Source organism: Leclercia sp. 29361, from assembly GCF_011290365.1.
Lineage (GTDB): Bacteria > Pseudomonadota > Gammaproteobacteria > Enterobacterales > Enterobacteriaceae > Enterobacter > Enterobacter tamurae.
This window is the reverse complement of sequence record NZ_CP049786.1, coordinates 4,255,478-4,281,109: the sequence shown is the minus strand read 5'-3', so window position 1 is coordinate 4,281,109 and position 25,632 is coordinate 4,255,478. Positions and strand designations below refer to the sequence as shown.

The 25,632-nt window shown below is 58.3% G+C and carries 24 protein-coding genes; 7 read left to right on the top strand and 17 right to left on the bottom strand.

Annotated features, from left to right (window positions below):
• Positions 1–42: 42 nt before the first annotated feature.
• The 10 genes from G7090_RS20410 to G7090_RS20365 form a co-directional block, all read right to left on the bottom strand.
• Entirely contained in the window at positions 43–1,029 is a 987-nt protein-coding gene (locus tag G7090_RS20410; protein ID WP_166184164.1) for a glutathione S-transferase family protein, read from the bottom strand.
• A gap of 65 nt (positions 1,030–1,094) precedes the next feature.
• The gene (locus G7090_RS20405; protein ID WP_181247303.1) at positions 1,095–1,487 is read right to left on the bottom strand and encodes a DoxX family protein; all 393 of its coding nucleotides are present in this window, start codon (positions 1,485–1,487) and stop codon (positions 1,095–1,097) included.
• Positions 1,488–1,708: 221 nt separating this feature from the next.
• Positions 1,709–2,023 carry a YqjK-like family protein gene (locus tag G7090_RS20400; RefSeq protein WP_106994770.1) on the bottom strand — a complete coding sequence of 105 codons (315 nt, stop codon included), beginning with the start codon at positions 2,021–2,023 and terminating at the stop codon, positions 1,709–1,711.
• Positions 2,020–2,418 (bottom strand): phage holin family protein, encoded by a 399-nt coding sequence (locus tag G7090_RS20395; RefSeq protein WP_032614329.1) that lies wholly within the window; start codon positions 2,416–2,418, stop codon positions 2,020–2,022. Before G7090_RS20395 ends, G7090_RS20400 begins: the two co-directional genes overlap by 4 nt.
• Positions 2,419–2,420: 2 nt before the next feature.
• Positions 2,421–2,726, bottom strand: coding sequence for a YqjD family protein (locus G7090_RS20390; RefSeq protein WP_032614327.1), 306 nt, complete (start codon positions 2,724–2,726; stop codon positions 2,421–2,423).
• Positions 2,727–2,755: 29 nt separating this feature from the next.
• On the bottom strand, positions 2,756–3,124 hold the full coding sequence (locus tag G7090_RS20385; RefSeq protein ID WP_106994769.1) for a DUF1090 domain-containing protein: 369 nt from the start codon (positions 3,122–3,124) through the stop codon (positions 2,756–2,758).
• 155 nt (positions 3,125–3,279) lie between these two features.
• Complete coding sequence (gene mzrA, locus G7090_RS20380; protein WP_166184162.1) at positions 3,280–3,663, bottom strand: EnvZ/OmpR regulon moderator MzrA; 384 nt, start codon at positions 3,661–3,663, stop codon at positions 3,280–3,282.
• A gap of 4 nt (positions 3,664–3,667) precedes the next feature.
• Positions 3,668–4,330, bottom strand: a complete 663-nt coding sequence (gene yqjA, locus G7090_RS20375) for a DedA family general envelope maintenance protein YqjA (RefSeq protein ID WP_106994767.1) — start codon at positions 4,328–4,330, stop codon at positions 3,668–3,670.
• 351 nt (positions 4,331–4,681) lie between these two features.
• Positions 4,682–5,458, bottom strand: coding sequence for a transcriptional regulator ExuR (gene exuR, locus G7090_RS20370; protein WP_106994766.1), 777 nt, complete (start codon positions 5,456–5,458; stop codon positions 4,682–4,684).
• 166 nt (positions 5,459–5,624) lie between these two features.
• On the bottom strand, positions 5,625–6,923 hold the full coding sequence (locus G7090_RS20365) for an MFS transporter (RefSeq protein ID WP_166184159.1): 1,299 nt from the start codon (positions 6,921–6,923) through the stop codon (positions 5,625–5,627).
• A gap of 479 nt (positions 6,924–7,402) precedes the next feature.
• Here G7090_RS20365 and uxaC point away from each other — a divergent pair, with 479 nt between their 5' ends.
• Together uxaC and G7090_RS20355 are read left to right on the top strand one after the other, a co-directional pair.
• Positions 7,403–8,815 (top strand): glucuronate isomerase, encoded by a 1,413-nt coding sequence (gene uxaC / locus G7090_RS20360; RefSeq protein WP_166184157.1) that lies wholly within the window; start codon positions 7,403–7,405, stop codon positions 8,813–8,815.
• 18 nt (positions 8,816–8,833) lie between these two features.
• Positions 8,834–10,321 (top strand): UxaA family hydrolase, encoded by a 1,488-nt coding sequence (locus G7090_RS20355; protein WP_166184155.1) that lies wholly within the window; start codon positions 8,834–8,836, stop codon positions 10,319–10,321.
• 92 nt (positions 10,322–10,413) lie between these two features.
• Here G7090_RS20355 and sstT read toward each other — a convergent pair whose 3' ends face one another.
• From sstT to G7090_RS20335, 4 genes are all read right to left on the bottom strand, one after another.
• Positions 10,414–11,655, bottom strand: a complete 1,242-nt coding sequence (gene sstT, locus G7090_RS20350; RefSeq protein WP_166184153.1) for a serine/threonine transporter SstT — start codon at positions 11,653–11,655, stop codon at positions 10,414–10,416.
• 273 nt (positions 11,656–11,928) lie between these two features.
• The gene (locus tag G7090_RS20345; protein WP_106994761.1) at positions 11,929–12,906 is read right to left on the bottom strand and encodes a TerC family protein; all 978 of its coding nucleotides are present in this window, start codon (positions 12,904–12,906) and stop codon (positions 11,929–11,931) included.
• A 278-nt stretch (positions 12,907–13,184) separates the two neighbouring features.
• Complete coding sequence (locus G7090_RS20340) at positions 13,185–14,183, bottom strand: Gfo/Idh/MocA family protein (protein ID WP_106994760.1); 999 nt, start codon at positions 14,181–14,183, stop codon at positions 13,185–13,187.
• 70 nt (positions 14,184–14,253) lie between these two features.
• On the bottom strand, positions 14,254–14,742 hold the full coding sequence (locus G7090_RS20335) for a YgjP-like metallopeptidase domain-containing protein (RefSeq protein ID WP_166184151.1): 489 nt from the start codon (positions 14,740–14,742) through the stop codon (positions 14,254–14,256).
• Positions 14,743–14,827: 85 nt separating this feature from the next.
• Between G7090_RS20335 and rlmG the strand changes: the two genes are divergently transcribed.
• A complete protein-coding gene (gene rlmG, locus G7090_RS20330) occupies positions 14,828–15,964 on the top strand; it encodes a 23S rRNA (guanine(1835)-N(2))-methyltransferase RlmG (RefSeq protein WP_166184149.1) in 1,137 nt (378 codons plus the stop codon).
• Between the two features lie 121 nt (positions 15,965–16,085).
• Here the strand turns inward: rlmG and G7090_RS20325 are convergent, their stop codons facing one another.
• The 3 genes from G7090_RS20325 to lsrR form a co-directional block, all read right to left on the bottom strand.
• A complete protein-coding gene (locus G7090_RS20325; RefSeq protein WP_166184147.1) occupies positions 16,086–18,107 on the bottom strand; it encodes an NADPH-dependent 2,4-dienoyl-CoA reductase in 2,022 nt (673 codons plus the stop codon).
• Positions 18,108–18,276: 169 nt separating this feature from the next.
• The gene (gene lsrK / locus G7090_RS20320; RefSeq protein WP_166184145.1) at positions 18,277–19,911 is read right to left on the bottom strand and encodes an autoinducer-2 kinase; all 1,635 of its coding nucleotides are present in this window, start codon (positions 19,909–19,911) and stop codon (positions 18,277–18,279) included.
• Between the two features lie 37 nt (positions 19,912–19,948).
• Positions 19,949–20,920: a transcriptional regulator LsrR gene (gene lsrR / locus G7090_RS20315; protein WP_106994756.1), complete on the bottom strand. Its 972-nt coding sequence runs from the start codon at positions 20,918–20,920 to the stop codon at positions 19,949–19,951.
• Positions 20,921–21,134: 214 nt separating this feature from the next.
• On the opposite strand from lsrR, the gene lsrA reads away from it, so the two are divergent.
• The 4 genes from lsrA to lsrB are packed head-to-tail and all read left to right on the top strand — an operon-like array spanning position 21,135 to position 25,632.
• Positions 21,135–22,622 (top strand): autoinducer 2 ABC transporter ATP-binding protein LsrA, encoded by a 1,488-nt coding sequence (lsrA, locus tag G7090_RS20310; RefSeq protein WP_166184142.1) that lies wholly within the window; start codon positions 21,135–21,137, stop codon positions 22,620–22,622.
• Positions 22,619–23,650 carry an autoinducer 2 ABC transporter permease LsrC gene (gene lsrC, locus G7090_RS20305; RefSeq protein ID WP_106994754.1) on the top strand — a complete coding sequence of 344 codons (1,032 nt, stop codon included), beginning with the start codon at positions 22,619–22,621 and terminating at the stop codon, positions 23,648–23,650. The genes lsrA and lsrC overlap by 4 nt, the downstream gene beginning before the upstream one ends.
• Positions 23,651–24,631, top strand: a complete 981-nt coding sequence (gene lsrD, locus G7090_RS20300; RefSeq protein ID WP_166184140.1) for an autoinducer 2 ABC transporter permease LsrD — start codon at positions 23,651–23,653, stop codon at positions 24,629–24,631.
• A complete protein-coding gene (gene lsrB, locus G7090_RS20295) occupies positions 24,631–25,632 on the top strand; it encodes an autoinducer 2 ABC transporter substrate-binding protein LsrB (protein WP_106994752.1) in 1,002 nt (333 codons plus the stop codon). The genes lsrD and lsrB overlap by 1 nt, the downstream gene beginning before the upstream one ends.

The following is a 25,632-nucleotide window of genomic DNA, read 5'->3' as shown; positions in this document are numbered from 1 at the left end:
TAAAAGAGGGGTAAAGGGCGCCAGCGAGGCGCCCCCTGAGGCTTAGTCGAAGCGAGCGTCGCGGCCGTGCGGTTCAGTCAGATCCTGCCACGGGCCAACGGAGATAATGCCCGTCGGATTAATGGTTTTATGGCTGCGGTAATAGTGGTTACGGATGTGGTCAAAGTCCACCGTCTCCGCAATCCCTGGCATCTGATAGATGTCGCGCAGGAAACCGTACAGATTGAGGTAATCGCTGATCCGGCGTTTGTCGCACTTAAAGTGGGTCACATAAACCGGGTCAAAGCGAACCAGGGTGGTCCACAGTCGGATATCGGCTTCGGTCAGCTGGTTGCCGGTCAGATAGCGGTGCTGACCGAGAATTTGCTCCAGACGTTCCAGCGACGCAAAGACGTTGTTCACGGCTTCGTCATAGGCTTCCTGGCTGGTGGCAAACCCGGCCTTATAGACACCGTTATTGACGTTGTCGTAGATCCAGCTATTCAGGTCATCAATTTTATCCCGCAGCGCCGGCGGATAGTAGTCGCCCGCCCGGGCGCCGTGAGCATCAAACGCGGTATTAAACATGCGGATAATTTCCGCCGATTCATTGCTGACAATGGTCTGATTTTTTTTGTCCCACAGGACCGGAACGGTGACCCGGCCGGTGTAGTGCGGATCGGCGCGCAGGTAGAGCTGGTAGAGAAAATCATGGTGATAGAGTGAATCGCCGGTGGCCGCCGGGAAATCGCTGCCGAAAGTCCAGCCGTTCTCCAGCATCAACGGATGCACCACCGAGACGGGGATCAGCGAATCCAGCCCCTTCAGCGCGCGGACGATCAGCGTGCGGTGCGCCCATGGGCAGGCAAGCGAGACATAAAGGTGGTAACGATCTTTCTCTGCCGCGAAGCCACCTTCGCCGCTCGGGCCAGGCGCGCCGTCGGCAGTGAGCCAGTTACGGAAGGCCGACACGGAGCGCTTAAAGCGTCCGCCAGTGGATTTGGTGTCATACCAGGTATCCTGCCAGACGCCGTCTACGAGTTGTCCCATCTTTTCCTCCTTAGATAGCAAAAGCGAGGAGATATCTCCTCGCTTTTTGATTCAGTATAGTCTGCTTACCACTTCTTATTCAGAACGCGGTCGATGCTGTATGCACCCGGGCCGGTGATGGCCAGCAGCAGGAAGCCGCCTGCGATGGTCAGGTTTTTCATGAACATCAGCGAGTTCACGCCTTCCGCAAAGTTGCTGTGGAACAGGAACGCGGTCAGCAGGGTAAAGCCTGCGGTGAACAGCGCCGTGGTGCGGGTCAGGAAACCGAACAGAATCGCCAGGCCACCGCCAAACTCAAGCAGAATGGTCAGCGGCAGCAGGAACCCCGGGACGCCCATCGCTTCCATGTACTGCTGCGTACCGGCGTAACCACCGATTTTGCCCCAGCCTGCGGTAATAAACAGGATTGGCATCAGGATACGCGCAACCAGTACACCAACATCTTCTAATTTTTTCATCTTACTCTCCAGGGAACCATTCAGGCTGTAAACACTATTTTGTTTGCGAAATCGGGCGGATGCCGCGGTCTCGCTGTCGATGGAGAGAATCATAAACGGGGTGAATGGCGATTGTTAGCAAGGAAAACTGTCAATCTTCTTCAAAGATATTGAGTAAGTCGAGGCGGCACAAAAAAGTAAAGCGCCAGAAGGCGCTTTACCGGGTGAGGCAGAGGGTAACGTCAGCGTGCGTCGTATTTGCGCAGCTGCTGCTGATTAATTGTCGATTTCACCAGCCTCCAGGCGCTCCAGATACCGAAACCGCGGCGTGCCCAGCGGACCAGCCTGTTCGGATGGCGGACTGCCCGCACCGCCAGAATGCTGCTCCCCACCAGCGCCCAGGCGCGGAGGTTGAGAAGGGCATTCCAGCCACGATCGTAAGCGTGAGTCACCTCCAGCCAGTCACGGCTGCTTGCTGACAGATCCAGCCGTTGTTGCTGGATCTGGCTCAGCAAAAATGCCTTTTCTCGCTCACGTTCTGCAGCGCTTCTGCTCACTTTTTCTCATCCTCCAGCAATGACCGATCGTTGGCCAGTTCCTTACGGGTATGATGTAGCAGGGTCGAATGACGCACTTTGCGCATCGTCCAGATCCCTCCTATCAGGGCGGCAAGCAGCAATACCACGGTTGTGCCAATCATGACATTCAGGCGGTACTGCGGATCGACTGCCCAGATAATCAATACCATAAGGCTCATCAGGCCAAAGGCGGCGAAGAGCATGGTCAACCCCAACATCAGTAGCAGCTGGAAGAGGTTTGCTTTCTCTTCTTCCAGTTCAACCACTGCCAGACGGATGCGCGTCTCTGCGATGCCGACGAGAGTGGTTAAAATCCGCTGTCCGATACCGAGGACGTTTTTTGCGGGCCCTTGTGGTTGACGTGAATCTTCCATAATTAACGTCGCGTCAGGAGCATGCCGATGACGACGCCAACCGCAGCACCGATACCTACCCCGGCCCACGGATTTTCGCGTACGTACTCATCGGCGCGCGCAGCGGCTTCACGGGTCTGTTTCGCCAGCACATCGCTGGTTTCGCCCAGACGGTAGCGGCTCTCATGCAGGGCCTGCTCCGCTTTATTGCGCAGTTTACTCAGCTCTTCTTTCGACTTACTGCTCGAGGAGCTCAGCACCTCTTCCAGGGTATCCGCCAGGGACTTCAGTTCAGCGCGTAAATGGTCTGACGTAGTATCTTTTGACATGATTCTCTCCTGTTAAGATGTCCATTAAATCAGTAATCGCGAGACTCCAGCGCTTTCAGCTCGTTCTCCGCTTCCAGCAATTTATGCTCACGTTTAGCAATTTTATCCGCATCGCCTTTCTCTTTAGCCTCCACCAGATCCTGGCGGCGCTCAGCAATCTCCTCTTTCTGATCGGCAATCTTGCGCTGATGATCGGCACGCAGCTTGCTGTCTGAACAGTTAGCTTTAACTTCGCTAAGGGCCTTCTGCAGCCCGTTGATTCGATTCTGATTGTTATGCTTTTCAGCGTAGCTGATCTCGCGTTGAATGTCCTTTTCCTTCTCCTGACACAGGGAAGACGCGAACGATGCTGCACTTAAAGAAAAAAGGGCGAGGCCCAGGGCGATGCGGTAATTCATTATGAAAACCTTCCATTGTTTGTCGACATAACCTACCGGAATGTCGGTTTCCAGAGTTGAGCGGAGTACGAGTGGGAGGTGCTCCGCGTACTTAAGCATAGTAAGTAAACGGTGATATCACCAAAGTGAGTGAAAAGATTCAGAATAGTGGAAATTTAGCCCAGCAGACGCGAGGTATCACGCAGACGCGTCAGCCAGACCACCGCCTGATTATTATCATCCTGTTGCGCAATGATATACCCGTGCGGCAGGCTGCGGTCGAGCACCTTCTTCGCCGCGGCGCTCTGCACGCTGGAGTCGAAGGTAATCAGCAGCACGTCGTTCTGCGGCGTAATGCTTTTAAACTGAATGCCGTTCGCATCCAGATGATGCCAGACGGAGAAGCCATCGGGCATACTGACGCCCTGATTGACAGAGCGAATAGCCAGCGTCGATTCCTGCTTTTGCAGCGCCGCCCAAGCCAGCAGCAAGGCGCTGAACATCATCAGCGCAACGATGGCGTAAGAGAGACGGCGCAGTGACGGGGTTGAATTGCTCATCACCTTAGCCCTGACTTCCATGTTTTTTCTTCCACAGCACTACCAGCGAGCCCACCAGGCCGAACACCAGTAATACCACAGGCAACAGCATCAGGCAGGACATCAGCTGGTCTTCGTACTTCAGGAACACCGGGGTCTTGCCAAGCAGGTAGCCGAGGGTGGTCAGGATAAGTACCCACAGCAGGCCGCTCATCCAGTTAAAGAACTGAAAACGCGCGCTGCTGAGGCCGGAGAGTCCGGCAATCGTTGGCAGCAGGGTACGAACAAAAGCGATGAAGCGCCCGACCAGCAGCGCGGAAAGCCCGTGCTTATGGAACAGGTGATGCGCTCGCTGATGATAGTGTGCCGGAAGATGGGAAAGCCAGTTCTGCACGATGCGAGTGTTGCCGAGCCATCGTCCCTGGATATAGCTCAGCCAGCAGCCGAGACTGGCAGCAATGGTCAACAGCAGTACGGTTTGTGGGAATTGCATTGCCCCTTTTGCGCAGAGCACGCCCACCAGCACCAGCAGGCTATCGCCGGGCAGGAAAGCGGCAGGCAGCAGACCGTTTTCAAGAAACAGGATCATAAACAGGACAAAATAGAGCATGCCAATCATGGAAGGATTGGCCAGCGTTTCGAAATCCTGAGCCCATAAGGCATTCAGTAGTTGGGTCAAAAGTTCCATTCAGTGTTCCTGAAAATCGGTTAACGGCACACCTGTCAACCGGGTCAAACAGCACGGCGACATTTTTTATAATTTCATTATGGTCGCTCGCGGACACAATGTGTGGCCAGAACTGTTCCCTGTTAAGTGGCAAAGTAAGCAAGCACTAACTAACAAGCTAAACGGCTAATTGCATCTAATTGTAACAAAGCCTGAAGGGATCCGTCACAGTATTTGCATCATTCCAGGATTGATTTTGGCTTAACCCAGGCAGGGGACGCGAGGTCTTTTACAAACGCTGACACTCTAAAGGTTTGCTTACCCACCTCAGCGGGAAGGCGCAGCGAAGCGCCTGCTCATGGAAAAAGGAAACTATTTTGCCTGACTGACGGCGGTATCGAGGTGAACCACCGGGTTTTCTGCAAAAAGATAGCGGTCGGCGTTGAATTCGAAGTCGTCACTGGTTTCATTGAACAGCATCTGTTTGGTGTTCTCAAGATGCTGCCACATCGCCAGTTTCGCCGCGTTCGGATCTTTACGAATCAGGGCTTTGAGGATCTGGTCATGGTCGTCGCACCAGTTATCCACGGAACGGGAGTCGATGTGATCGTGCAGTTTTTTCCAGTACGGGTTATGAACGCGCTGAGTCCACATTTTTTCCACGATTGCTGCCAGAGCGGTATTTTGCGTGGCGAGGGCGACCTGGACGTGAAACTGCAGATCCCACTCGGAGTCGCGGAAACATTTTTCTTTACGCGCGTTATCCTGGATCTCCATCAGCTTCATGATGTCCTGCTTGGTCACCTGAGTCGCGGCGAACTCTGCAATATTGCTTTCGATAAGCTGACGAGCCTGGAGCAGCTCAAAGGGACCGTAGTTGGCAAATTCGAGATTCTCATCCGGTACCGGGGAGTGTTTTGCCTGGCTGGAGATAACATGAATGCCCGACCCCTTACGCACTTCAACATAGCCTTCCACTTCCAGCATGATGATGGCTTCACGAACCACGGTGCGGCTTACGCTCTTTTCATCAGCGATAAAACGCTCGGCAGGTAATTTGTCTCCCACCAGATAAACGCCTTGCTCGATGCGAGCTTTCAGCTCAGCAGCAAGTTGCTGATAAAGGCGACGGGGTTCGTTGATTTCCATATGCGCTCCAGGCAGAGTATGGCTAATGATTTGTTATACCACTTTTACCCGTTTGTCTCCAGATTCCACCCGTAAAAAAGCCGCTCGGGAGCGGCCTTTCTATGCCCGGCGGCGCGGGCCTCCGGATTCTGTAAGCCGGGTAAGCGCAGCGCTACCCGGCATTACACTAACTCTGCGTTGCCGGCCTTCCCACCGACTCTTGCAGCAGCTCCTCTGCGGACTTGCTTTTCAGCACCGTCCAGATAAGCACCGCACCCAACAGGTCGAAGATAGCCAGGACCGCGAACAGCGGGCTGAAGCCGATGGTGTCAGCCAGCGCACCGACCACCAGAGCAAACATGGTACTGGCGGTCCAGGCTGCCATCCCGGTCAGGCCGTTGGCGGTCGCCACTTCGTTACGCCCAAAGACGTCAGAAGAGAGGGTAATCAGCGCACCGGACAGTGACTGGTGAGCAAAACCACCGATACACAGCAGGCCGATAGCCACGTACGGGCTGGTGAACAGGCCGATCATCCCTGGGCCAATCATCAGCAGTGCGCCCATGGTCACCACCATTTTACGGGAGACAATCAAGTTCACACCAAACCAGCGCTGGAACAGCGGTGGCAGATAGCCGCCGACGATACAGCCCAGGTCAGCAAACAGCATCGGCATCCAGGCGAACATGGCGATCTCTTTCAGGTTAAAGCCGTAGACTTTAAACATGAACAGCGGGATCCAGGCGTTGAACGTACCCCATGCCGGTTCTGCCAGGAAACGTGGCAGGGCGATACCCCAGAACTGACGGGTGCCGAGGATCTGCAGGACAGACATCTTCTTGCCGTTGTTGGTCTGATGCTGAGACTCCTGGCCACCGATGATGTAGTCGCGCTCTTCATCAGACAGCTTCTTCTGATCGCGCGGGTGTTTGTAGAAGATCAGCCAGGCCATTGCCCAGGCAAAGCTCAGCACGCCGGAGATGATGAACGCCAGCTGCCAGCTGTGCATTACGATAGCCCACACCACCAGCGGCGGTGCGATCATGGCGCCAATAGACGAACCGACGTTGAAGTAGCCCACTGCGATAGAACGTTCTTTCGCCGGGAACCACTCGGAGGCCGCTTTCAGACCCGCAGGGATCATCGCCGCTTCTGCCGCACCGACTGCGCCACGGGCCAGCGCCAGGCCGCCCCAGCTGCCTGCCAGCGCGGTTGCGCCGCAGAAGATAGCCCATGTGACGGCAAAGACCGCGTAACCGACTTTCGTTCCCAGGATATCCAGCACATAGCCTGCTACCGGCTGCATGATGGTATAAGCCGCGGAGTAGGCCGCGATAATATAAGAATATTGTTGCGTGGAGATGTGCAGCTCTTCCATCAGCGTCGGCGCCGCCGCCGCTATGGTGTTACGTGTCAGGTAGCCCAGCACGGTGCCAAGCGTCACCAGTGCGATCATGTACCAACGTAACCCTTTAATTTTACGCATGTAAAACCTCATCGTTATGTTATTGCCGCACCGGAGTACGGGCATCTCTACGCCAGGCGTGAGATGTTTATCAACGGGAGGGCGTTACCGGGATTGCTCCCGGAACGGCCCGAACCTTGCCATAAGTAAACGTGCATAAGTCGGTATCCTTACCGCTGAGTCCGATGCCTGTGGCACCGGTAACGCATTCCGTCGGCTTATAATTTGCGACGGCGAGAAGATAACTTGTCATACAACTTTAAAAGGTGAGTGACATCACAAAAGTGTCAATCTTTGTAAGGACAATGTCTGTGCGCCGTCAGGCCAGAGCTGGCGCGGTGTTAAGCGATATTTACCACTTTGGGCGTAGACTATTTGTCGACGTTTATTGATCTAACTCACGAAAAAATCATCGGCCTCTGGAAATTGGTGTGATAACTTTGCAGCATCTGAACATCACTTTTCTGACGCACTCGTAAGCTCGTAAGAGGAAGACGATAATGACCCCGTTTATGACTGAAGATTTTCTGTTAGATACCGAATTCGCCCGCCGCCTGTACCACGATTACGCTAAAGACCAGCCTATTTTTGACTACCACTGCCACCTTCCGCCGCAGCAGGTTGCCGAGGATTACCGTTTCAAAAACCTGTATGACATCTGGCTGAAAGGCGACCACTATAAGTGGCGTGCTATGCGCACCAACGGGGTGGCGGAACGCCTCTGTACCGGCGATGCTTCCGATCGTGAAAAATTCGACGCCTGGGCGGCGACCGTGCCGCACACCATCGGTAACCCGCTGTACCACTGGACCCATCTGGAGCTGCGCCGTCCGTTTGGCATCACCGGCAAACTGCTCTCTCCGTCTACCGCCGATGAGATCTGGAAAGAATGCAACGAGCTGCTGGCCCAGGACAAGTTCTCTGCCCGCGGCATCATGAAGCAGATGAACGTTAAGATGGTTGGTACAACCGACGATCCGATCGACTCTCTGGAGCATCACGCCGTTGTCGCCAAAGACAGTTCATTTGACGTCAAAGTGCTGCCAAGCTGGCGCCCGGACAAAGCCTTCAACATTGAGCAGGCGACCTTTGCCGACTATATGGCGAAGCTGAGTGAAGTCTCTGATACCGAGATCCGCCGTTTCGGCGATCTGCAGACTGCGCTGGCGAAACGTCTGGATCACTTCGCCGCCCACGGCTGTAAAGTCTCTGACCATGCCCTGGACGTGGTGCTGTTTGCTGACGCCAACGAAGCCGAGCTGGACAGCATTCTGGCGCGTCGTCTGGCCGGTGAAAGCCTCAACGAACACGAAGTGGCGCAGTTCAAAACCGCAGTACTGGTCTGGCTGGCGGCTGAATATGCCCGTCGCGGCTGGGTGCAGCAGTACCACATCGGCGCGCTGCGCAATAACAACCTGCGCCAGTTCAAACTGCTGGGTGCCGACGTCGGTTTCGACTCCATCAACGACCGTCCGCTGGCGGAAGAGCTGTCGAAGCTGCTGAGCAAACAGAACGAAGAGAACCTGCTGCCAAAAACCATCCTCTACTGCCTGAACCCACGCGATAACGAAGTGCTGGGCACCATGATCGGCAACTTCCAGGGTGAAGGGATGCCGGGCAAGATGCAGTTCGGTTCCGGCTGGTGGTTCAACGATCAGAAAGATGGCATGGAGCGTCAGATGACGCAGCTGGCGCAGCTCGGTCTGCTGAGCCGCTTCGTGGGTATGCTGACCGACAGCCGCAGCTTCCTTTCTTATACTCGCCATGAATATTTCCGCCGCATTCTGTGCCAGATGATTGGCCGCTGGGTGGCAGCGGGCGAAGCCCCGGCCGACATCCAGCTGCTGGGCGAAATGGTGAGAAACATCTGCTTTAACAACGCACGCGACTACTTCGCTATTGAACTGAACTAAGGCCTTCTGAGGGTTGATATGCAATACATCAAGATCCATTCGCTGGATAACGTAGCGGTCGCGCTGGCCGACCTGAGCGAAGGTCTGGACGTGACGTTTGATAACCAGACCGTCACGCTGCGCCAGGACGTTGCGCGCGGGCATAAATTTGCCCTGCAGGCCATTGCCAAAGGGGAGAACGTCGTCAAATACGGTCTGCCTATCGGCCATGCGCTGGCGGATATCGCGGCGGGGGAGTTCATTCACTCCCACAATACGCGTACCAATCTGAGCGATCTGGATGAGTACAGCTATCAACCTGAGTTACAGGCTGAGGGCAGCCAGGCGGCAGATCGTGAGGTTCAGATCTACCGCCGTGCCAGCGGGGAGGTGGGGATCCGCAATGAACTGTGGATCCTGCCGACCGTCGGCTGCGTCAACGGCATTGCCCGTCAGATCCAGACCCGGTTCCTGAAAGAGACGAACGACGCAGAAGGCACTGACGGCGTCCACCTGTTCAGCCACACCTATGGCTGCTCCCAGCTGGGCGACGATCACATCAATACCCGCACCATGCTGCAAAACATGGTCCGCCACCCCAACGCCGGGGCGGTGCTGGTGATCGGCCTTGGCTGTGAGAACAACCAGGTCGACGCCTTCCGCGAAACGCTGGGGGATTTTGATCCGACCCGCGTGCATTTCATGGTCTGTCAGCATCAGGACGACGAAGTGGAAGCCGGGCTGGAGCATCTGCATCAATTGTACGAAGCGATGCGCCACGACCAGCGTGAAGCGGGCAAGCTGAGCGAGCTGAAGTTTGGTCTGGAGTGCGGCGGCTCTGATGGGCTGTCCGGCATTACCGCCAACCCGATGCTGGGTCAGTTCTCTGATTACGTTATCAGCAACGGCGGCACCACCGTGCTGACCGAAGTGCCGGAGATGTTTGGCGCTGAACGCATTCTGATGAGTCACTGCCGCGATGAAGAGACTTTTGAAAAGACCGTCACCATGGTCAACGACTTCAAACAGTACTTTATCGCCCATAACCAGCCGATTTACGAGAATCCATCCCCGGGCAACAAGGCGGGCGGGATCACTACGCTGGAGGAGAAATCCCTCGGCTGTACCCAGAAAGCGGGTGCCAGCCAGGTGGTGGATGTCCTGCGTTATGGCGAGCGGCTGCAAACCCACGGTCTGAACCTGTTAAGTGCCCCGGGCAACGATGCTGTGGCTACCAGCGCCCTGGCGGGTGCGGGCTGCCATATGGTGCTGTTTAGCACCGGGCGCGGCACGCCGTACGGCGGTTTTGTCCCGACGGTAAAAATCGCCACCAACAGTGAGCTGGCAGCGAAGAAAAAGCACTGGATTGATTTCGACGCCGGTCAACTGATCCACGGCAAAGCGATGCCGCAGCTGCTGACGGAGTTTGTGGACACTATCGTGGAATTTGCCAACGGCAAGCAGACCTGCAATGAGAAGAATGACTTCCGCGAGCTGGCGATCTTTAAGAGTGGTGTAACGCTGTAGTACCGTGCGGCCTGATGCCCTCACCCTGACCCTCTCCCACCGGGAGAGGGTACAAACACTAAAAACGGCAACCTCTGGTTGCCGTTTTGCTGTTAACCTCGAAGCGCGTTTTTCGCCAGACGTGCATCTTCAGCCTGGCAGGCCGCCGCGGTAAACAGCACGTCAGTCGAGGAGTTCAGTGCGGTTTCGCAGGAGTCCTGCAGCACGCCGATGATAAAGCCGACCGCTACAACCTGCATGGCCACTTCATTCGGGATACCGAACATATTACAGGCCAGCGGGATCAGCAGCAGCGAACCACCCGCCACACCCGATGCGCCACAGGCGCACAGCGATGCCACGACGCTCAGCAGCAGCGCGGTTGGCAGATCCACCGGAACACCCAGAGTATGCACCGCCGCCAGCGTAAGCACGGTGATGGTGATCGCCGCACCCGCCATATTGACGGTCGCACCCAGCGGGATGGAGACGGAGTAGGTGTCACGATCCAGATTCAGCTTCTCGGCCAGCGCCATGTTCACCGGAATGTTCGCCGCAGAGCTGCGGGTGAAGAAGGCATACACGCCGCTTTCACGCAGGCACGTCAGCACTAGCGGATAGGGGTTGCGGCGGATCTGCCAGAACACCAGCAGCGGGTTAATCACCAGCGCCACCAGCAGCATGCAGCCCACCAGCACGAACAACAGTTGCGCATAGCCCCACAGGGTTTCAAACCCGGTGGTGGCCAGGGTGGAGGAGACCAGGCCGAAGATACCGATCGGCGCAAAGCGGATCACCACCTTCACCATAAAGGTCACCGCGTTGGACATATCGTTAACCAGATTTTTGGTGGTGTCGTTACCGTGACGCAGGGCAAAGCCCAGTCCGACGGCCCACACCAGAATGCCGATGTAGTTAGCATTCAGCAGAGCATCAATCGGGTTAGAGACCATGCTCATCAGCAGGCCGCGAAGTACCTCGACAATACCGGATGGTGGGGTGATATCACCCGCGGCAGAGGTAAGGTGCAGCGTGGACGGGAACAGGAAGCTAAACACCACCGCCGTCAGGGCAGCAGAGAAAGTACCCAGCAGATAGAGGAACAAAATCGGACGGATGTTGGTTTTCTGGCCGTGCTGGTGGTTGGCAATGGAGGCCATCACCAGCATCAGGACCAGCACCGGTGCGACAGCTTTTAACGCGCCAACGAACAGGGTGCCGAGTAAGCCAGTGGCAATAGCGGCCGGTTTAGAAACCAGTGCCAGTAAAATACCCAGCACCAGGCCTATCAGTATTTGTTTGACGAGGCTGCCCTGCGCCAGACGCGCGAGCAGACCAGTAGATTGTGTGGTCATGGAAAATTCCTTCAGTGAAATTGCGTTCCGTCCCGGAGGTGCTCTGAGGCACTTATCATCCCGGTTAGAGGTGTGTGTTATGCAAGGTTGAGTATATTGAAAGTGCGGATGCTGGGAAGCGTAAAATGCTGGGTTTTACGTGCTGCGTCATATTTTTTAACTGTATATTTACATTTTTTGTCGGGTGGCAAAGGTAAAAGCAAAACGGCAACCTGAGTTGCCGTTTTTAATGTCTGTACCCTCTCCCGGTGGGAGAGGGCCAGGGTGAGGGCATCAGAGTGCGCCAGATCGCTTTTGTTTCTTATCGTTCTGGTGATTCACCCAGGCATTAATCGCCAGGGTCAGAACCAGAATACCAAACACCACGCCCAGCGAGATGGCGATCGGGATGTGATAGAAATCGACAATCATCATCTTGATACCGATAAACACCAGGATCACCGACAGGCCGTACTTCAGCATTGAGAAGCGCTCCGCCACGCCCGCCAGCAGGAAGTACATGGCACGCAGGCCGAGGATCGCAAACAGGTTTGACGTCAGGACGATGAACGGGTCAGTGGTCACCGCGAAGATCGCCGGAATACTGTCCACCGCGAAAATCACGTCGCTCAGCTCAACCATGATCAGCACCAGCAGCAGCGGCGTCGCGAACAGCAGCCCGTTCTTGCGCACGAAGAAGTGCTCGTTCTCGATGGTGTCGGTCATACGCAGGTGGCCGCGGATCCAGCGCACCAGCGGCTTCTCGCCAATACCGGTTTCGTCCTCTTTTGCCAGCGCCATTTTCACACCGGTAAACAGCAGGAAGGCACCGAAGACGTACAGCAGCCATTCGAACTGCGTAATCAGCCAGCTACCGGCGAAGATCATGATGGTACGCAGGACGATCGCGCCCAGCACGCCATACACCAGCACCCGACGCTGCAATGCAGCCGGTACGGCAAAGTAGCTAAACAGCATCAGCCAGACGAAGACGTTATCCACTGCCAGGGCTTTTTCAATCAGATAGCCCGTCAGGAACGCCAGCGCCTGAGGATCGGCCACCGCGCGGCCCTGAGTAATAGAGAGATACCACCAGAAGGCAGCACAGAAGAGCAGGGAGAGGGTGACCCACACCAGCGACCAGGCGGCCGCCTGTTTCATGGTCATGCCATGTGCGCCGCGACGCCCCTGTAAAAAGAGATCGATCGCCAGCATGATCAGGACCACGACTGCGAATCCGCCCCACATCAGCGGAGTACCGACAGTATTCATACAATTTTCCTTACGCGTAAAAAACAAAAACGGCTATGGTCAGAAGACGATAGCCGTTGCGTTTTTTATGCATAGACCTCGCCTTCCGGCAAGGTCTCACTTACAACAAGAAAGGAATACGCTAATCGCATTCCTTTTTCGTTGCCCGGCGACCGGATGCGGTTTTATACGCATCGTAATGACGATCCACCGGCAAGGAAGTTACTCCCCTTTGCAGGTAACAAAATATGTCAGGTCATTGATTTCGTCAATGACCTGCACTAATTCATTACACAGCTTTACGCGGTAACTTCTGCGTTCAGGCCATCCGCCGGGAACACCACCCCCGTCTGACGACGGATCTCGGTCTGCAGCTTCGCCGTGGTACGGCTCACCGCCAGGCCCGGATGGTTTACTTCCTGGGTTTCGACCAGACGCGCAAACACCTCTGCCTCATACAGCATAGTGTTGATATGCTGAGGCTGCGTCAGCTCCTGTGCCTTGCCGCCGCGCGGCACCAGGCTCAGCTTCTGGCACTCGGAGATCTTCTCGACAACCAGCGAGCCGTTCTCGCCCTGGATTTCACTCGGCAGCACCGAATCACTCACCTTGGAGTGCTGCAGGGTCACGCTGAAATCACCGTAGTCCAGCACCACCAGACCGTGAGCATCGACTCCGCTCTCCAGCAGGCTGGCGGTGGCCTGCACCCGGTGCGGCTCGCCCCACAGCGCTACCGCCGAGGCCAGGCAGTAGAAGCCGATATCCATAATCGAGCCGTTAGAAAACGCCGGATTAAAGGTGTTCGGGTTCTCGCCATCGAGATAGCGCTGATAGCGCGACGAATACTGGCAGTAGTTGATAAAGGCTTTGCGCACTTTGCCGATTTTCGGCAAGGACTGCTGCAGCAACAGGAAATTCGGCAGGCTGGCGGTTTTGAACGCTTCGAACAGCACCACCTGGTTTTCCCTCGCAAGCGCAATAGCCGCCTCAACTTCATCAATATTGGAGGCCAGCGGCTTCTCGCAGATCACATGCTTTTTGTGGCTGAGGAACAGCGTCGTCTGCGGGAAATGCAGTGAATTCGGGCTGGCAATATAGACCGCATCAATGGCATCGCTTTGTGCCATCGCCTCCAGAGAGGTAAACAGATGCTCGACAAGATAGTCGTTAGCAAAGGCCTGAGCCTGTTCAAGGCTGCGGGAATAGACTGCGGTGAGCTTATATTTGCCGGTCTCATGGGCGGCATCGACGAACTGGCGCGTGATCCAGTTCGTCCCAATGACTGCGAAACGTATCATAAACGTTCACGAACTCCGTTGCTGGGAACCTGTTGCCACTGTAGCACGTGATGATGACAAATCTTGTGCGCTATAACGATAAATGCGTCAGCCACAGGCGAGTATCAAACTCCAGCTGGTGGTACTGCGGCTCCATATGACAGCACAGAGAGTAGAAGGCCTTGTCGTGCTCTTTCTCTTTCAGGTGCGCCAGCTCGTGCACCACAATCATGCGCAGGAAGGCTTCCGGCGCGTTGCGGAACACGGTTGCCACGCGGATCTCGGCTTTGGCTTTCAGCTTGCCGCCCTGCACGCGGGAGATGGCGGTATGCAGACCCAGGGCATTCTTCAGCACGTGGATCTTGTTGTCGTACATCACCTTATTGATTGGCGGGGCGCTCTTCAGATATCGGTTTTTCATATCCTGCGTATACTGCCAGAGGGCTTTATCGGTGGCGAAATCATGGGTCCCCGGGTAGCGTTTTTCCAGCACCGCCCCCAGCTTTTGCTCGGCAATTAACGTGCGGACCTGGGAAAGCAGATGCTCCGGGTAGCCCTGGAGATAAGTCAGCTGGTTCATCAAAACCCCAAAATAATTTGAAAACGGGTATACTCACGCACCCTTTTCAGGGATAACGCCGAAATTTTACCATTCAGGAGGGCCGATGAGCCACTTAGACAACGGTTTCCGTTCACTCGACTTAAAACGTTTCCCGGAAACGGACGACGTTAACCCGCTTCAGGCGTGGGAAGCGGCGGATGAATATCTGCTGCAACAGTTGGATGAGACAGAAATTAGCGGCCCGGTTCTGATCCTGAATGATGCTTTCGGCGCATTGGGTTGTGCGCTGGTCGAACATACACCTTATAGCATCGGTGACTCCTATTTAAGCGAGCTGGCGACGCGCGAGAATCTGCGCCACAACGAGCTCGATGAAGGCAGCGTGAAGTTCCTCGACAGCACCGCGGAGTATCCGCAGGCGCCGGGCGTGGTGCTGATTAAGATCCCGAAAACCATGGCGCTGCTGGAACAGCAGCTGCGTGCGCTGCGTAAGGTCGTAACACCCGAGACGCGCATTATCGCGGGCGCAAAAGCGCGTGATATCCACACCTCGACCATTGAACTGTTCGAGAAAGTTCTGGGGCCAACCACCACCACACTGGCGTGGAAAAAAGCGCGCCTGATCAACTGTACCTTCAGCGAGCCAGCCCTGGCTGACGCGCCAGAGACCCTGAGCTGGAAGCTGGAAGGCACCGACTGGACCATCCACAACCACGCCAACGTCTTCTCCCGCACCGGGCTGGATATCGGCGCACGCTTCTTTATTGAACATCTGCCGGAAAATCTGGAAGGGGAGATCGTCGATCTCGGCTGCGGTAATGGGGTAATCGGTCTGACGCTGCTGGCGAAGAACCCGGAGGCCAGCGTGGTCTTCAGCGATGAGTCGCCAATGGCCGTGGCGTCCAGCCGTCTGAACGTGGAAACCAACATGCCGGAAGCGCTGGATCGCTGCGAGTTTATGATCAACAACGCGCTGTCGGGGGTGGAGCCGTTCCGCTTTAACGCCGTGCTGTGCAACCCGCCGTTCCACCAGAAACATGCCCTGACCGATAACGTCGCCTGGGAGATGTTCCACCACGCGCGTCGCTGCCTGAAAATTAACGGTGAGCTGTACATCGTGGCCAACCGCCACCTGGACTACTTCCACAAGCTGAAGAAGATTTTCGGCAACTGTGCCACGGTGGCCACCAACAACAAGTTCGTGGTGTTGAAGGCGGTTAAGACGGGTCGCCGTCGTTAAGATTTAAACAGGTGCGGCCTGATGCCCTCACCCCGGCCCTCTCCCACGGGGAGAGGGTGCAAACACTAAAAACGGCAACCCGGTTGCCGTTTTGCTTTTACCTCGCCGCCGGGCAATGCCGTTAAATTTCCAACGCTAATTTTGTTCCCTGGGCAATCGCGCGCCGGGCATCCAGCTCCATCGCCACGTCGCACCCGCCAATCAGATGCACTGTTTTGCCCGCGTCGCGCAGTGGCTCCGCCAGATCGCGCTTCGGCTCCTGTCCGGCACATAAAATCACATGATCGACGCGCAGCAGCTGCGGCTCGCCATTGATCAATACGTGTAACCCCTTGTCGTCGATCTTCTGATAGCTCACCCCCGGGATCATCTTCACGCCGCGCGAGAGCAGGGTGGCGCGGTGGATCCAGCCGGTGGTTTTCCCCAGTCCTTCCCCCGGTTTGCTGGCCTTACGCTGGAGCATCACAATCTGGCGCGGGCTTTTTGGCAGTTGCGGCCCCTCCGGACGCAGGCCGCCGACCTGATTCAGGCTGGTGTCGATCCCCCACTCCTCGCAGAATTCCGCGATGTTCTGGCTGGTGGGTTCCCCCGCCTGGCTCAGGTACATGGCGGTATCAAACCCGATCCCGCCGCAGCCGATAATCGCCACCCGATCGCCCACCGGTTTTTTGTCGCGGAGCACCTCGAGATAGCTCATTACCTTCGGATGATCGATGCCGTCGATCGCAGGCGTGCGCGGGGCGATCCCGCTGGCAAGGATCGTCTCGTCAAAGTCGATCAGATCCTGCGCGGAGACCCACTGGTTAAGGCGCAGATCGACCCCGGTGAGGTCGATCATCCGCGCGTAATAGCGTAGCGTCTCGTAAAACTCCTCTTTGCCCGGGATCTGTTTGGCGATATTAAACTGCCCGCCGATCTCAGGCAGCGCATCAAACAGCGTCACGCTGTGCCCGCGCGACGCGGCATTTACCGCAAACGCCAGTCCCGCCGGGCCTGCGCCCACCACCGCCAGCCGTTTTTTAGTTACCGCTGGCACCACCGGCATTCTGGTTTCATGGCAGGCGCGCGGATTGACCAGGCAGGAGGTCACTTTGCCGACGAAAATCTGATCCAGACAGGCCTGGTTGCAGCCGATGCAGGTGTTGATCTCATCCGCACGGCCGCTCTGCGCCTTGGAGAGGATCTCCGCATCGGCGAGGAATGGCCGCGCCATCGACACCATATCCGCGTCGCCGTTGGCCAGCAGATCGTCCGCCACCTGGGGATCGTTAATGCGGTTGGTGGTCACCAGCGGGATCGACACCTTGCCTTTCAGCCTGCGCGTCACCCAGCTGAACGCCGCGCGCGGCACCGGGGTGGCGATGGTTGGGATCCGCGCCTCGTGCCAGCCGATCCCGGTGTTGATGATGGTTGCCCCCGCCGCTTCAATGGCCTGCGCCAGCTCGACGGTCTCCTCGAAGGTGCCGCCGCCCTCCACCAGGTCGAGCATCGACAGGCGATAGACGATGATAAAATCACTCCCGACGCGTTCACGCACCGCACGCACCACTTCAACCGCAAAACGCATCCGGCGGGCATAATCCCCGCCCCATTCGTCCTCGCGCTGGTTGGTGCGCGCGGCGAGGAATTCGTTGATCAGATAGCCTTCGGAGCCCATCACCTCCACGCCGTCGTAGCCCGCTTCCCGCGCCAGGGCGGCGCAGCGGGCGAAGTCGTCAATCAGCGTGAGGATTTCATCGTGGGTGAGGGCGTGGGGCGTAAAGCGGTTGATCGGCGCCTGGATCGCCGACGGTGCCACGAGGTTCGGCTGATAGCTGTAGCGCCCGGTATGCAGAATCTGCAGGGCGATTTTGCCGCCCTCGTTGTGTACCGCGTCAGTCACGATCCGGTGATGGGGCAGCTGTGCCACATCGTTCAGCACCGCGCCGCCCTCCATCCCGACGCCAGAAAGGGCAGGGGCCACGCCGCCGGTGACAATCAGCGCCACCCCGTGACGGGCGCGTTCGGCGTAGAACGCGGCCAGCCGCTCGGCACCGTCCGGACGCTCTTCAAGACCGGTATGCATCGAGCCCATTAACACACGGTTTTTGAGCGTGGTGAACCCCAGATCAAGGGGGGCGAACAGCGACGGGTAGTGGCTCATAAACGCTTCCATTGTAAAATTATTGTTATGTGGTCGGATGAGTTACTAATTTAGCCAGCGGCAGAAGAAAGGTAAAAGCGGGATTGAATGATTGTGATAGATCTCAAGAAAAGGCACCCCTCACCCTAACCCTCTCCCCATAGGGGAGAGGGAACAGTCAGGTGCGGTCTTACAGGATTGGCTCCATCGGGGTTTCTCCCTCGCCCCTTTGGGGAGAGGGCCGGGGTGAGGGGGATGACCGCACCAGCCCCGGCGCCTGCCACATCGAGGTGGTCAGCCCGCTGTCCACCAGCCCCAGCTGATCGGCATACACCGCCTGCCACTTCTGCATCATGCCGTCGTACAGCACCCGGTGCGCCGGGTTCGGGGTGAACTCCCGGCTCCACTTCACCAGTTTCTCGCCGGTAGAGGCCATATCGCTGTACAGCCCGGCACCGGTTCCCGCGGCAATGGCGCACCCCAGCGCGGTCGCCTCTTTCACCTCCGGCACCCGCACCGGCAGGCCGGTGACGTCGCTTAATATCTGGCTCCACAGTGCCCCTTTCGCGCCGCCGCCAGCAAACACCAGGCCGTCAAAATTCACCCCGGAAAACTGCGATATCTGCGCCAGGTTACAGGCGGAGACGATCGCCGCGTTCTCCTCAAGTGCCCGGAACAGGGTGGCTTTGTTGCATTTTTCCGGATCGATGGAGAGGTTAATAAACGACGGCGCAGCGTGATACCACTGCTTAAAGTGCATCGCATCGGAGAAGATCGGCATCACCCCATGGGAACCCGCCGGCACCCGGCTGGCCATCTCCTCCATCAGGGCGTAGGTATCCATCCCCATCCGCTCGGCAATCAGCTTCTCTTCGGCGCAGAAGGCGTCGCGGAACCAGCGCATGGTCAGCCCGGTGAAGAAGCTGATCGACTCCGCCTGAGCCATGCCGGGGATGACGTGCGGGTTCACGCGGATGTTCATCTGCGGATCGGTACGCACCTGCGGCAGGTTGACCACCTGCTGCCAGAAGGTGCCGCCCAGCACCGCAGTCTGCCCGGCGCGGACCACCCCCAGCCCCAGGCAGCCCAACTGCACGTCGCCACCGCCCATCACCACCGGGGTGCCTTCCCGCAGGCCGCTCTGCTGCGCCGCCTCCCTGGTCACTGCCCCGAGCAGGGTGCCAGTCTCTTTTACCGGGGAGAGAATATCGGCGCGCAGCCCGGCCATGTCCAGCAGCGCCGGACGCCAGTCGCGGGAGAAGAGATCTAACATGCCGGTGGTGCCCGCGTTGGACGGATCCACCGCCAGCTCGCCGGAGAGCTTCGCCGCCAGCCAGTCGCTGATCATGGTGATGGTGGCCGCGTTGCGGTAGATATCCGGGCGATGGTGCGCCAGCCACAGCAGGCGCGGCATGGCGCTCAGGGCCAGGGTCTGGCCGGAGACGTCATACACTTCGGATTCAAAGCGGAAGTCGTGGATCTCTTTCAGCTCGGCCACTTCGCGGCTGGCGCGGGCATCAACGTTGGCGCAGGCCCAGATGGCGTCGCCGTTGCGGTCGTAGAGGACGATCCCTTCCCGCATCGAGCAGCAGGCGACGGACTGGATAGCCGCCGGACTCAGCTGCGCCCGCTCCAGCGCCTGGTGAATACACTGGCAGGCCAGCCGCCAGTTGGTGTCGAGGTCAAACTCCATCGAGCCGGGAACGTTCTCCACGCTCAGGTGTTTCCACTCCGCCTGGCCGACGGCGACCTGGTTGCCCAGCAAATCGAAAATAACGGCGCGAACGCTTCCCGTCCCTGCATCTAACGCTAAAAGGTAACTCATGAGCTTGCCTCATCGTAAGCGCAGGGCAGACAGGCTCTTATTTTGCCAGAGCCAGCACCGCGCGGGCTGTCGTCTCTTCCGTCACCAGGCCATTGATACGGCGACCGTTCAGTGCGGCATAAATCGCATCGGCTTTCTCTTCCCCTCCGGCGACGCCGACGATGACCGGTAACTGCGCCAGTTCATCGAGGGTGACGCCAAGTAATTCCCGGTGGATCTCCAGCTCCTCTACCCGCTCGCCGTTGGCGTTAAGGAAATAACCGAGGATATCCCCCACCGCCCCTTTACGGGCAAACATCAGCTGCTCGCCTTCGCTGATATAGCCGGAGCGCAGGATAGTGGCGTCCCGGCGCTGATTCACCGAGCCAATCCCGACCACCGCCACATCGGCGGCGGTGGCGGCGAGGATCACATCCCGCACGCTGGTTTCCCGCTTTAAGATCCCGGCCACTTCCGCGGATGAAACCCGCAGCGGGGCAGGGATCATGCTGATGCTGCAGGCGGCATCCAGCTGGCCAATGCCGGTCATATAGGGCCCGACACCGCCGGAAAGCGTCACCAGCCGCACCTGCTGGGAGCTGATAAAGCCGCTTAGGTGCTGAATGCAGCTCATGGTGGTTTCACCAAATCCCACCGCCAGCAGTTGGCCGGGTTCCAGCACCCCCATCAACGACTGCGCGGCACCAATGCCTAAACGCACGCTCATCGGTGGGGTGTTCAGGGCTGGCAACACGCGGGCCAGCCGCAGGCCGAAGCGCTGCTGGAGTTCGGTCTCCAGCGCCAGACAGCCCTCGTAGCGGGAGTTGATCTGCACCCGGATCACCCCGGACTGCCGACCCTTCTCCAGCAGCCGCGAAATCTTGAGCCGCGGCAGTCCCAGCCGCTCGCCGATATCGTTCTGCGTCAGGCCGTCGTGGTAGTAGCACCACGCCACGCGCGCCACCAGTTCCTCTTCCGTTAGTGCCAGTCCGGCAAATCGTCCCTCTTCGGCAACGCGTTTCTCAGCCATATTTGAACTCTTATCAAAATTTAGATCATATGTTCGCTCTGCCGCAGGTTGAATGTGTGAGCCACACGGCAAAACGGGTATTCCGGAATGTTTCTGCATTATCGGGATCATATCCATCAAACTGTGATCCCTGCACGGTTGTAAATATAGTTCACCGTCTACGCTTTTGAACATTATTAATTTCAAAAATCATTTGTTCAATAGCGGAGCGATAATGACAGCACTTATCGAGGCGCGCGGGATCCAGAAGCAGTTTTCCGGCGTTCCTGTACTGAAAAACATTGATTTCACTCTGCTTGCGGGACAGGTACACGCCCTGATGGGCGGCAACGGCGCGGGGAAATCGACCCTGATGAAGATCGTCGCCGGAGTTGAAACTGCCGACCGCGGTGAACTTTCTATCGCCGGGCAGCCTTTTGCTCGCCTGAAACCGGGCCAGGCGCACCAGCTTGGCATCTATCTGGTGCCTCAGGAGCCGATGCTGTTCCCGAACCTCAGCGTGCGGGAAAACATTCTCTTCCGTCTGCCGCGTGGACAGGATATCGCCCGACGGCTGGCCGATAAGCTGGAGCAGCTCCAGTGCCAGCTCAATTTAGAGGCTGCCGCCAGCACGCTGGAGGTGGCGGATCAGCAGATGGTGGAGATCCTGCGCGGGCTGATGCGCGAGGCGAAGATCCTGATCCTCGATGAGCCCACCGCCTCGCTGACGCCGGGTGAAACCGAACGCCTGTTCCGCCAGATCCGCGCCTTACAGGCCGCGGGGGTTGGCATCGTCTTTATCTCCCACAAGTTGCCCGAAATCCGCCAGCTCGCCAGCCACGTCTCGGTGATGCGCGACGGGGCGATCGTCCTGAGCGGTGAAACCGCGCAGTTTGATGATAACGCGCTGATCGCCGCCATGACCCCGGTCAGCCGCGAACAGGGGCTGAGCGACACGCAAAAGCTGTGGCTGGCGCTGCCGGGCAATCGCCGCACCCAGGCCCAGGATTTCCCGGTCCTGCGGGTGGAGAGCCTTACCGGGGAAGGCTTTATCGATCTGGATCTTGAGATCTACGCCGGGGAGATCGTCGGCCTGGCCGGGCTGGTGGGTTCCGGGCGCACCGAGTTTGCCGAAACCCTGTACGGCCTGCGCCCGCCACGTGGGGGCAAGATCTGGCTCGAAAACCAGCAGATCGACAGCGATCCGGTCAGTGCCCGGCTGGAGAAGGGGCTGGTCTATCTCCCGGAGGACAGGCAGGTATCCGGCCTGTTTCTAGATGCGCCGGTCCGCTGGAACACGGTGGCCCTGAATGAACCCTCGCTCTGGCAGCAGCGCAAACGCGAGGCGGCGGTGGTGGAACGCTATCACCGGGCGCTGGGGATCAAACTCAACAGTCCGGATCAGACCGTGCGCACCCTGTCGGGGGGCAATCAGCAGAAGGTGCTGCTGGCCCGCTGCCTGGAGGCCAATCCGCTGCTGCTGATCGTCGATGAACCGACCCGCGGGGTGGACGTCTCGGCCCGGGCTGATATCTATCAGCTGATCAAAAGCGTGGCGGCGCAAAACGTGGCGGTGCTGATGATCTCCAGCGACATGGATGAGTTCCCCGGTCTCGCAGATCGGGTGCTGGTGATGCATCAGGGGGTGCTGAGCGGGGAACTGCCGCGCCACGCCGTCAGCCTTGACCGCATGATGGCCCTGGCCTTTGGAGGACAGGCATGAAAACACTCCTGAAAAACCGCGAGCTCAGCGCGCTGCTGGCGATCCTCGCCCTGTTTGTGGTGCTGGTAGCGCTCAACCCGGCCTACCTCAGCCTGCAGACCCTGGGGATGATCTTTGCCAGTTCGCAGATCCTGATCCTGCTGGCGCTCGGTGCCGGGCTGGTGATGCTGACCCGCAATATCGACGTCTCGGTCGGCTCGATTGTCGGGCTGTGCGCCATCGCCGTGGGGGTAGCGCTGAACAACGGCTACGGCCTGCCGGTGGCGATCCTGTTTGCGCTGGCGATCGGGGCACTGGCGGGGGCCTTCAACGGCCTGCTGGTAGTGGGGCTGCGCATTCCGGCGATTGTCGCCACCCTCGGCACGCTGGGGCTGTGGCGCGGGGTGATGCTGCTCTGGACCGGCGGGAAGTGGATTGAAGGCCTGCCGGTAAGCCTGAAAGCGCTGTCGGAGCCGGTGGCGCTCGGCATCTCGCCGCTGGGGATGGTGGTGCTGGCGATCGCCGCTCTCGGGGCGTGGATCCTGTCGCGCACCGCCTTTGGCCGGGATTTTTACGCCGTCGGGGATAACCTTGCCGCCGCCCGTCAGCTGGGCGTGGCGGTGAACCGCACCCGGATGGCGGCCTTCACCCTTAACGGCGTGCTGGCGGCCTGCGCCGGGATCGTCTTCGCCGCGCAGATCGGCTTCGTGCCGAACCAGACCGGCAGCGGGCTGGAGATGAAGGCCATCGCCGCCTGCGTGCTGGGGGGCATCTCCCTGCTCGGCGGCACCGGGACCTTAATCGGCGCGCTGCTGGGGGCCTTCTTCCTGACTCAGATCGACACCGTACTGGTGCTGTTCCGTCTCCCGGCCTGGTGGAACGACTTTATCGCTGGCCTCGTGCTGCTGGGGGTGCTGGTGCTCGATGGACGACTGCGCCAGGCGCTGGCGCGTCATCAGCGGGCGCTGAAGTACAGCCGTTTCCAGCCGGGCAACAAAGGGGGGAAGCACGTCACCCCGTTTCGCAAACGCAACAAAGAGGTGGCGTAGATGAAGCTTAACTGGGAGTGGGCGCTGCTGCTGTTACTGGTGCTGGAGATCCTGCTGTTTGGCGCCCTCAATCCGCGGATGCTCGACATCAACATGCTGCTGTTCAGCACCAGCGATTTTATCTGCATCGGCATCGTGGCCCTGCCGCTGACGCTGGTGATTATCAGCGGCGGGATCGACATCTCGCTGGGCTCGACCATCGGCCTGTGCGCCATCGCCCTGGGGGTGATGATGCAGTCCGGTGTGCCGATGGTGGCGGCGGTCCCGCTTACCCTGCTGCTCGGGCTGCTGTGCGGCCTGTTTAACGCGGCACTGATCCACTACACCGGCATCAGTCCGCTGGTGATCACCCTCGGCACGCTCTACCTGTACGGCGGCGGAGCGCTGCTGCTCTCGGGGATGGCCGGGGCGACCGGCTACGAAGGCATTGGCGGCTTCCCGGAGAGCTTCACCGCCTTTGCCAACCTCACGGTTCTCGGCCTGCCGATCCCGCTGGTGCTGTTCGCATTTATTACTTTCTTCTTCTGGCTGATCGTTCACCGCGGGCGCTTTGGCCGTCACCTGTTTCTGATTGGGCAAAACCCCCGCGCGGCGCGCTATGCGGCCCTGTCGGTGAACGGCATGCCCTATGCGCTGTATGGCCTGGTGGGTGTGGCCTCGGCGATTGCCGCTCTGGTGATGGTCTCCTATTTCGGCTCGGCGCGTTCCGATCTGGGGCGCGACCTGCTGATGCCAGCGCTCACCGCGGCGGTGCTTGGCGGGGCGAATATCTACGGCGGTTCAGGTTCGGTACTGGGTACGGCGCTGGCGGCATTGCTGGTGGGGTATCTGCAGCAGGGGTTACAGATGGTTGGCATCCCCAATCAGGTGTCGAGCGCGCTGTCAGGGGCGCTGCTGGTTGTGGTGGTGATGGGGCGTTCGCTGAGTCTGCATCGTGAATGGGTGCGGTCTCTTCTCACAAAAAATACCCGGAGCGTATGATGAAAATAAAACTGATGGTGCTGGCCGTGGCGTTAAGCGTGGCGACGGCGCAGGCGGCGGATCGCATCGCGTTTATCCCGAAACTGGTGGGGGTCGGCTTCTTTACCAGCGGCGGTAACGGCGCAAAAGAGGCGGGTAAAGCGCTGGGGGCGGAGGTCACCTACGATGGCCCGACCGAGCCGAGCGTCTCCGGGCAGGTGCAGCTGATCAATAACTTCGTCAACCAGGGCTATAACGCCATTATCGTCTCGGCGGTGTCGCCGGATGGGCTCTGTCCGGCGTTGAAGCGCGCCATGCAGCGCGGGGTGAAAGTCCTGACCTGGGATTCCGACACCAAACCGGAGTGCCGCAGCATCTACATCAACCAGGGCACCCCGGAACAGCTCGGCGGCCTGCTGGTGGATATGGCCTCGAAGCAGGTCACCAAACCGGCCGCCAAAGTGGCGTTCTTCTACTCCAGCCCCACCGTTACCGATCAGAACCAGTGGGTGAACGCGGCGAAAGCCAAAATCGCCAAAGAGCACCCCGAGTGGCAGATCGTCACCACCCAGTTTGGCTATAACGATGCCACCAAATCCCTGCAGACCGCCGAAGGGATCTTAAAAGCCTATCCGGATCTGGATGCGATCATCGCCCCGGACGCCAACGCCCTGCCAGCGGCGGCCCAGGCGGCAGAGAACCTGAAGCGTGAAGGGGTGGCGATCGTCGGCTTCAGTACCCCGAACGTGATGCGTCCGTACGTGGAGCGCGGCACGGTGAAAGCCTTTGGTCTGTGGGATGTGGTGCAACAGGGCAAAATTGCGGTCAATGTCGCCGATCGTTTGCTGAAAAAAGGCGATCTTAACGTCGGCGACAGCGTGGAGGTGAAGGATATCGGCACGCTGAAGGTGGAGCCGAACAGCGTCCAGGGCTATCAGTATGAAGCGAAAGGCAATGGCATCGTGCTGCTGCCGGAGCGGGTGGTGTTCACCAAAGAGAACATCAACAACTACGACTTCTGA

Excerpts from the sequence above, each read along its gene's own strand:
- G7090_RS20410 (WP_166184164.1), bottom strand. The coding sequence starts at position 1,029 with ATGGGACAACTCGTAGACGGCGTCTGGCAGGATACCTGGTATGACACC.
- G7090_RS20405 (WP_181247303.1), bottom strand. The coding sequence starts at position 1,487 with ATGAAAAAATTAGAAGATGTTGGTGTACTGGTTGCGCGTATCCTGATG.
- G7090_RS20395 (WP_032614329.1), bottom strand. The coding sequence starts at position 2,418 with ATGGAAGATTCACGTCAACCACAAGGGCCCGCAAAAAACGTCCTCGGT.
- G7090_RS20390 (WP_032614327.1), bottom strand. The coding sequence starts at position 2,726 with ATGTCAAAAGATACTACGTCAGACCATTTACGCGCTGAACTGAAGTCC.
- G7090_RS20385 (WP_106994769.1), bottom strand. The coding sequence starts at position 3,124 with ATGAATTACCGCATCGCCCTGGGCCTCGCCCTTTTTTCTTTAAGTGCA.
- mzrA (WP_166184162.1), bottom strand. The coding sequence starts at position 3,663 with ATGAGCAATTCAACCCCGTCACTGCGCCGTCTCTCTTACGCCATCGTT.
- yqjA (WP_106994767.1), bottom strand. The coding sequence starts at position 4,330 with ATGGAACTTTTGACCCAACTACTGAATGCCTTATGGGCTCAGGATTTC.
- exuR (WP_106994766.1), bottom strand. The coding sequence starts at position 5,458 with ATGGAAATCAACGAACCCCGTCGCCTTTATCAGCAACTTGCTGCTGAG.
- G7090_RS20365 (WP_166184159.1), bottom strand. The coding sequence starts at position 6,923 with ATGCGTAAAATTAAAGGGTTACGTTGGTACATGATCGCACTGGTGACG.
- uxaC (WP_166184157.1), top strand. The coding sequence starts at position 7,403 with ATGACCCCGTTTATGACTGAAGATTTTCTGTTAGATACCGAATTCGCC.
- G7090_RS20355 (WP_166184155.1), top strand. The coding sequence starts at position 8,834 with ATGCAATACATCAAGATCCATTCGCTGGATAACGTAGCGGTCGCGCTG.
- sstT (WP_166184153.1), bottom strand. The coding sequence starts at position 11,655 with ATGACCACACAATCTACTGGTCTGCTCGCGCGTCTGGCGCAGGGCAGC.
- G7090_RS20345 (WP_106994761.1), bottom strand. The coding sequence starts at position 12,906 with ATGAATACTGTCGGTACTCCGCTGATGTGGGGCGGATTCGCAGTCGTG.
- G7090_RS20340 (WP_106994760.1), bottom strand. The coding sequence starts at position 14,183 with ATGATACGTTTCGCAGTCATTGGGACGAACTGGATCACGCGCCAGTTC.
- G7090_RS20335 (WP_166184151.1), bottom strand. The coding sequence starts at position 14,742 with ATGAACCAGCTGACTTATCTCCAGGGCTACCCGGAGCATCTGCTTTCC.
- rlmG (WP_166184149.1), top strand. The coding sequence starts at position 14,828 with ATGAGCCACTTAGACAACGGTTTCCGTTCACTCGACTTAAAACGTTTC.
- G7090_RS20325 (WP_166184147.1), bottom strand. The coding sequence starts at position 18,107 with ATGAGCCACTACCCGTCGCTGTTCGCCCCCCTTGATCTGGGGTTCACC.
- lsrK (WP_166184145.1), bottom strand. The coding sequence starts at position 19,911 with ATGAGTTACCTTTTAGCGTTAGATGCAGGGACGGGAAGCGTTCGCGCC.
- lsrR (WP_106994756.1), bottom strand. The coding sequence starts at position 20,920 with ATGGCTGAGAAACGCGTTGCCGAAGAGGGACGATTTGCCGGACTGGCA.
- lsrA (WP_166184142.1), top strand. The coding sequence starts at position 21,135 with ATGACAGCACTTATCGAGGCGCGCGGGATCCAGAAGCAGTTTTCCGGC.
- lsrC (WP_106994754.1), top strand. The coding sequence starts at position 22,619 with ATGAAAACACTCCTGAAAAACCGCGAGCTCAGCGCGCTGCTGGCGATC.
- lsrD (WP_166184140.1), top strand. The coding sequence starts at position 23,651 with ATGAAGCTTAACTGGGAGTGGGCGCTGCTGCTGTTACTGGTGCTGGAG.
- lsrB (WP_106994752.1), top strand. The coding sequence starts at position 24,631 with ATGAAAATAAAACTGATGGTGCTGGCCGTGGCGTTAAGCGTGGCGACG.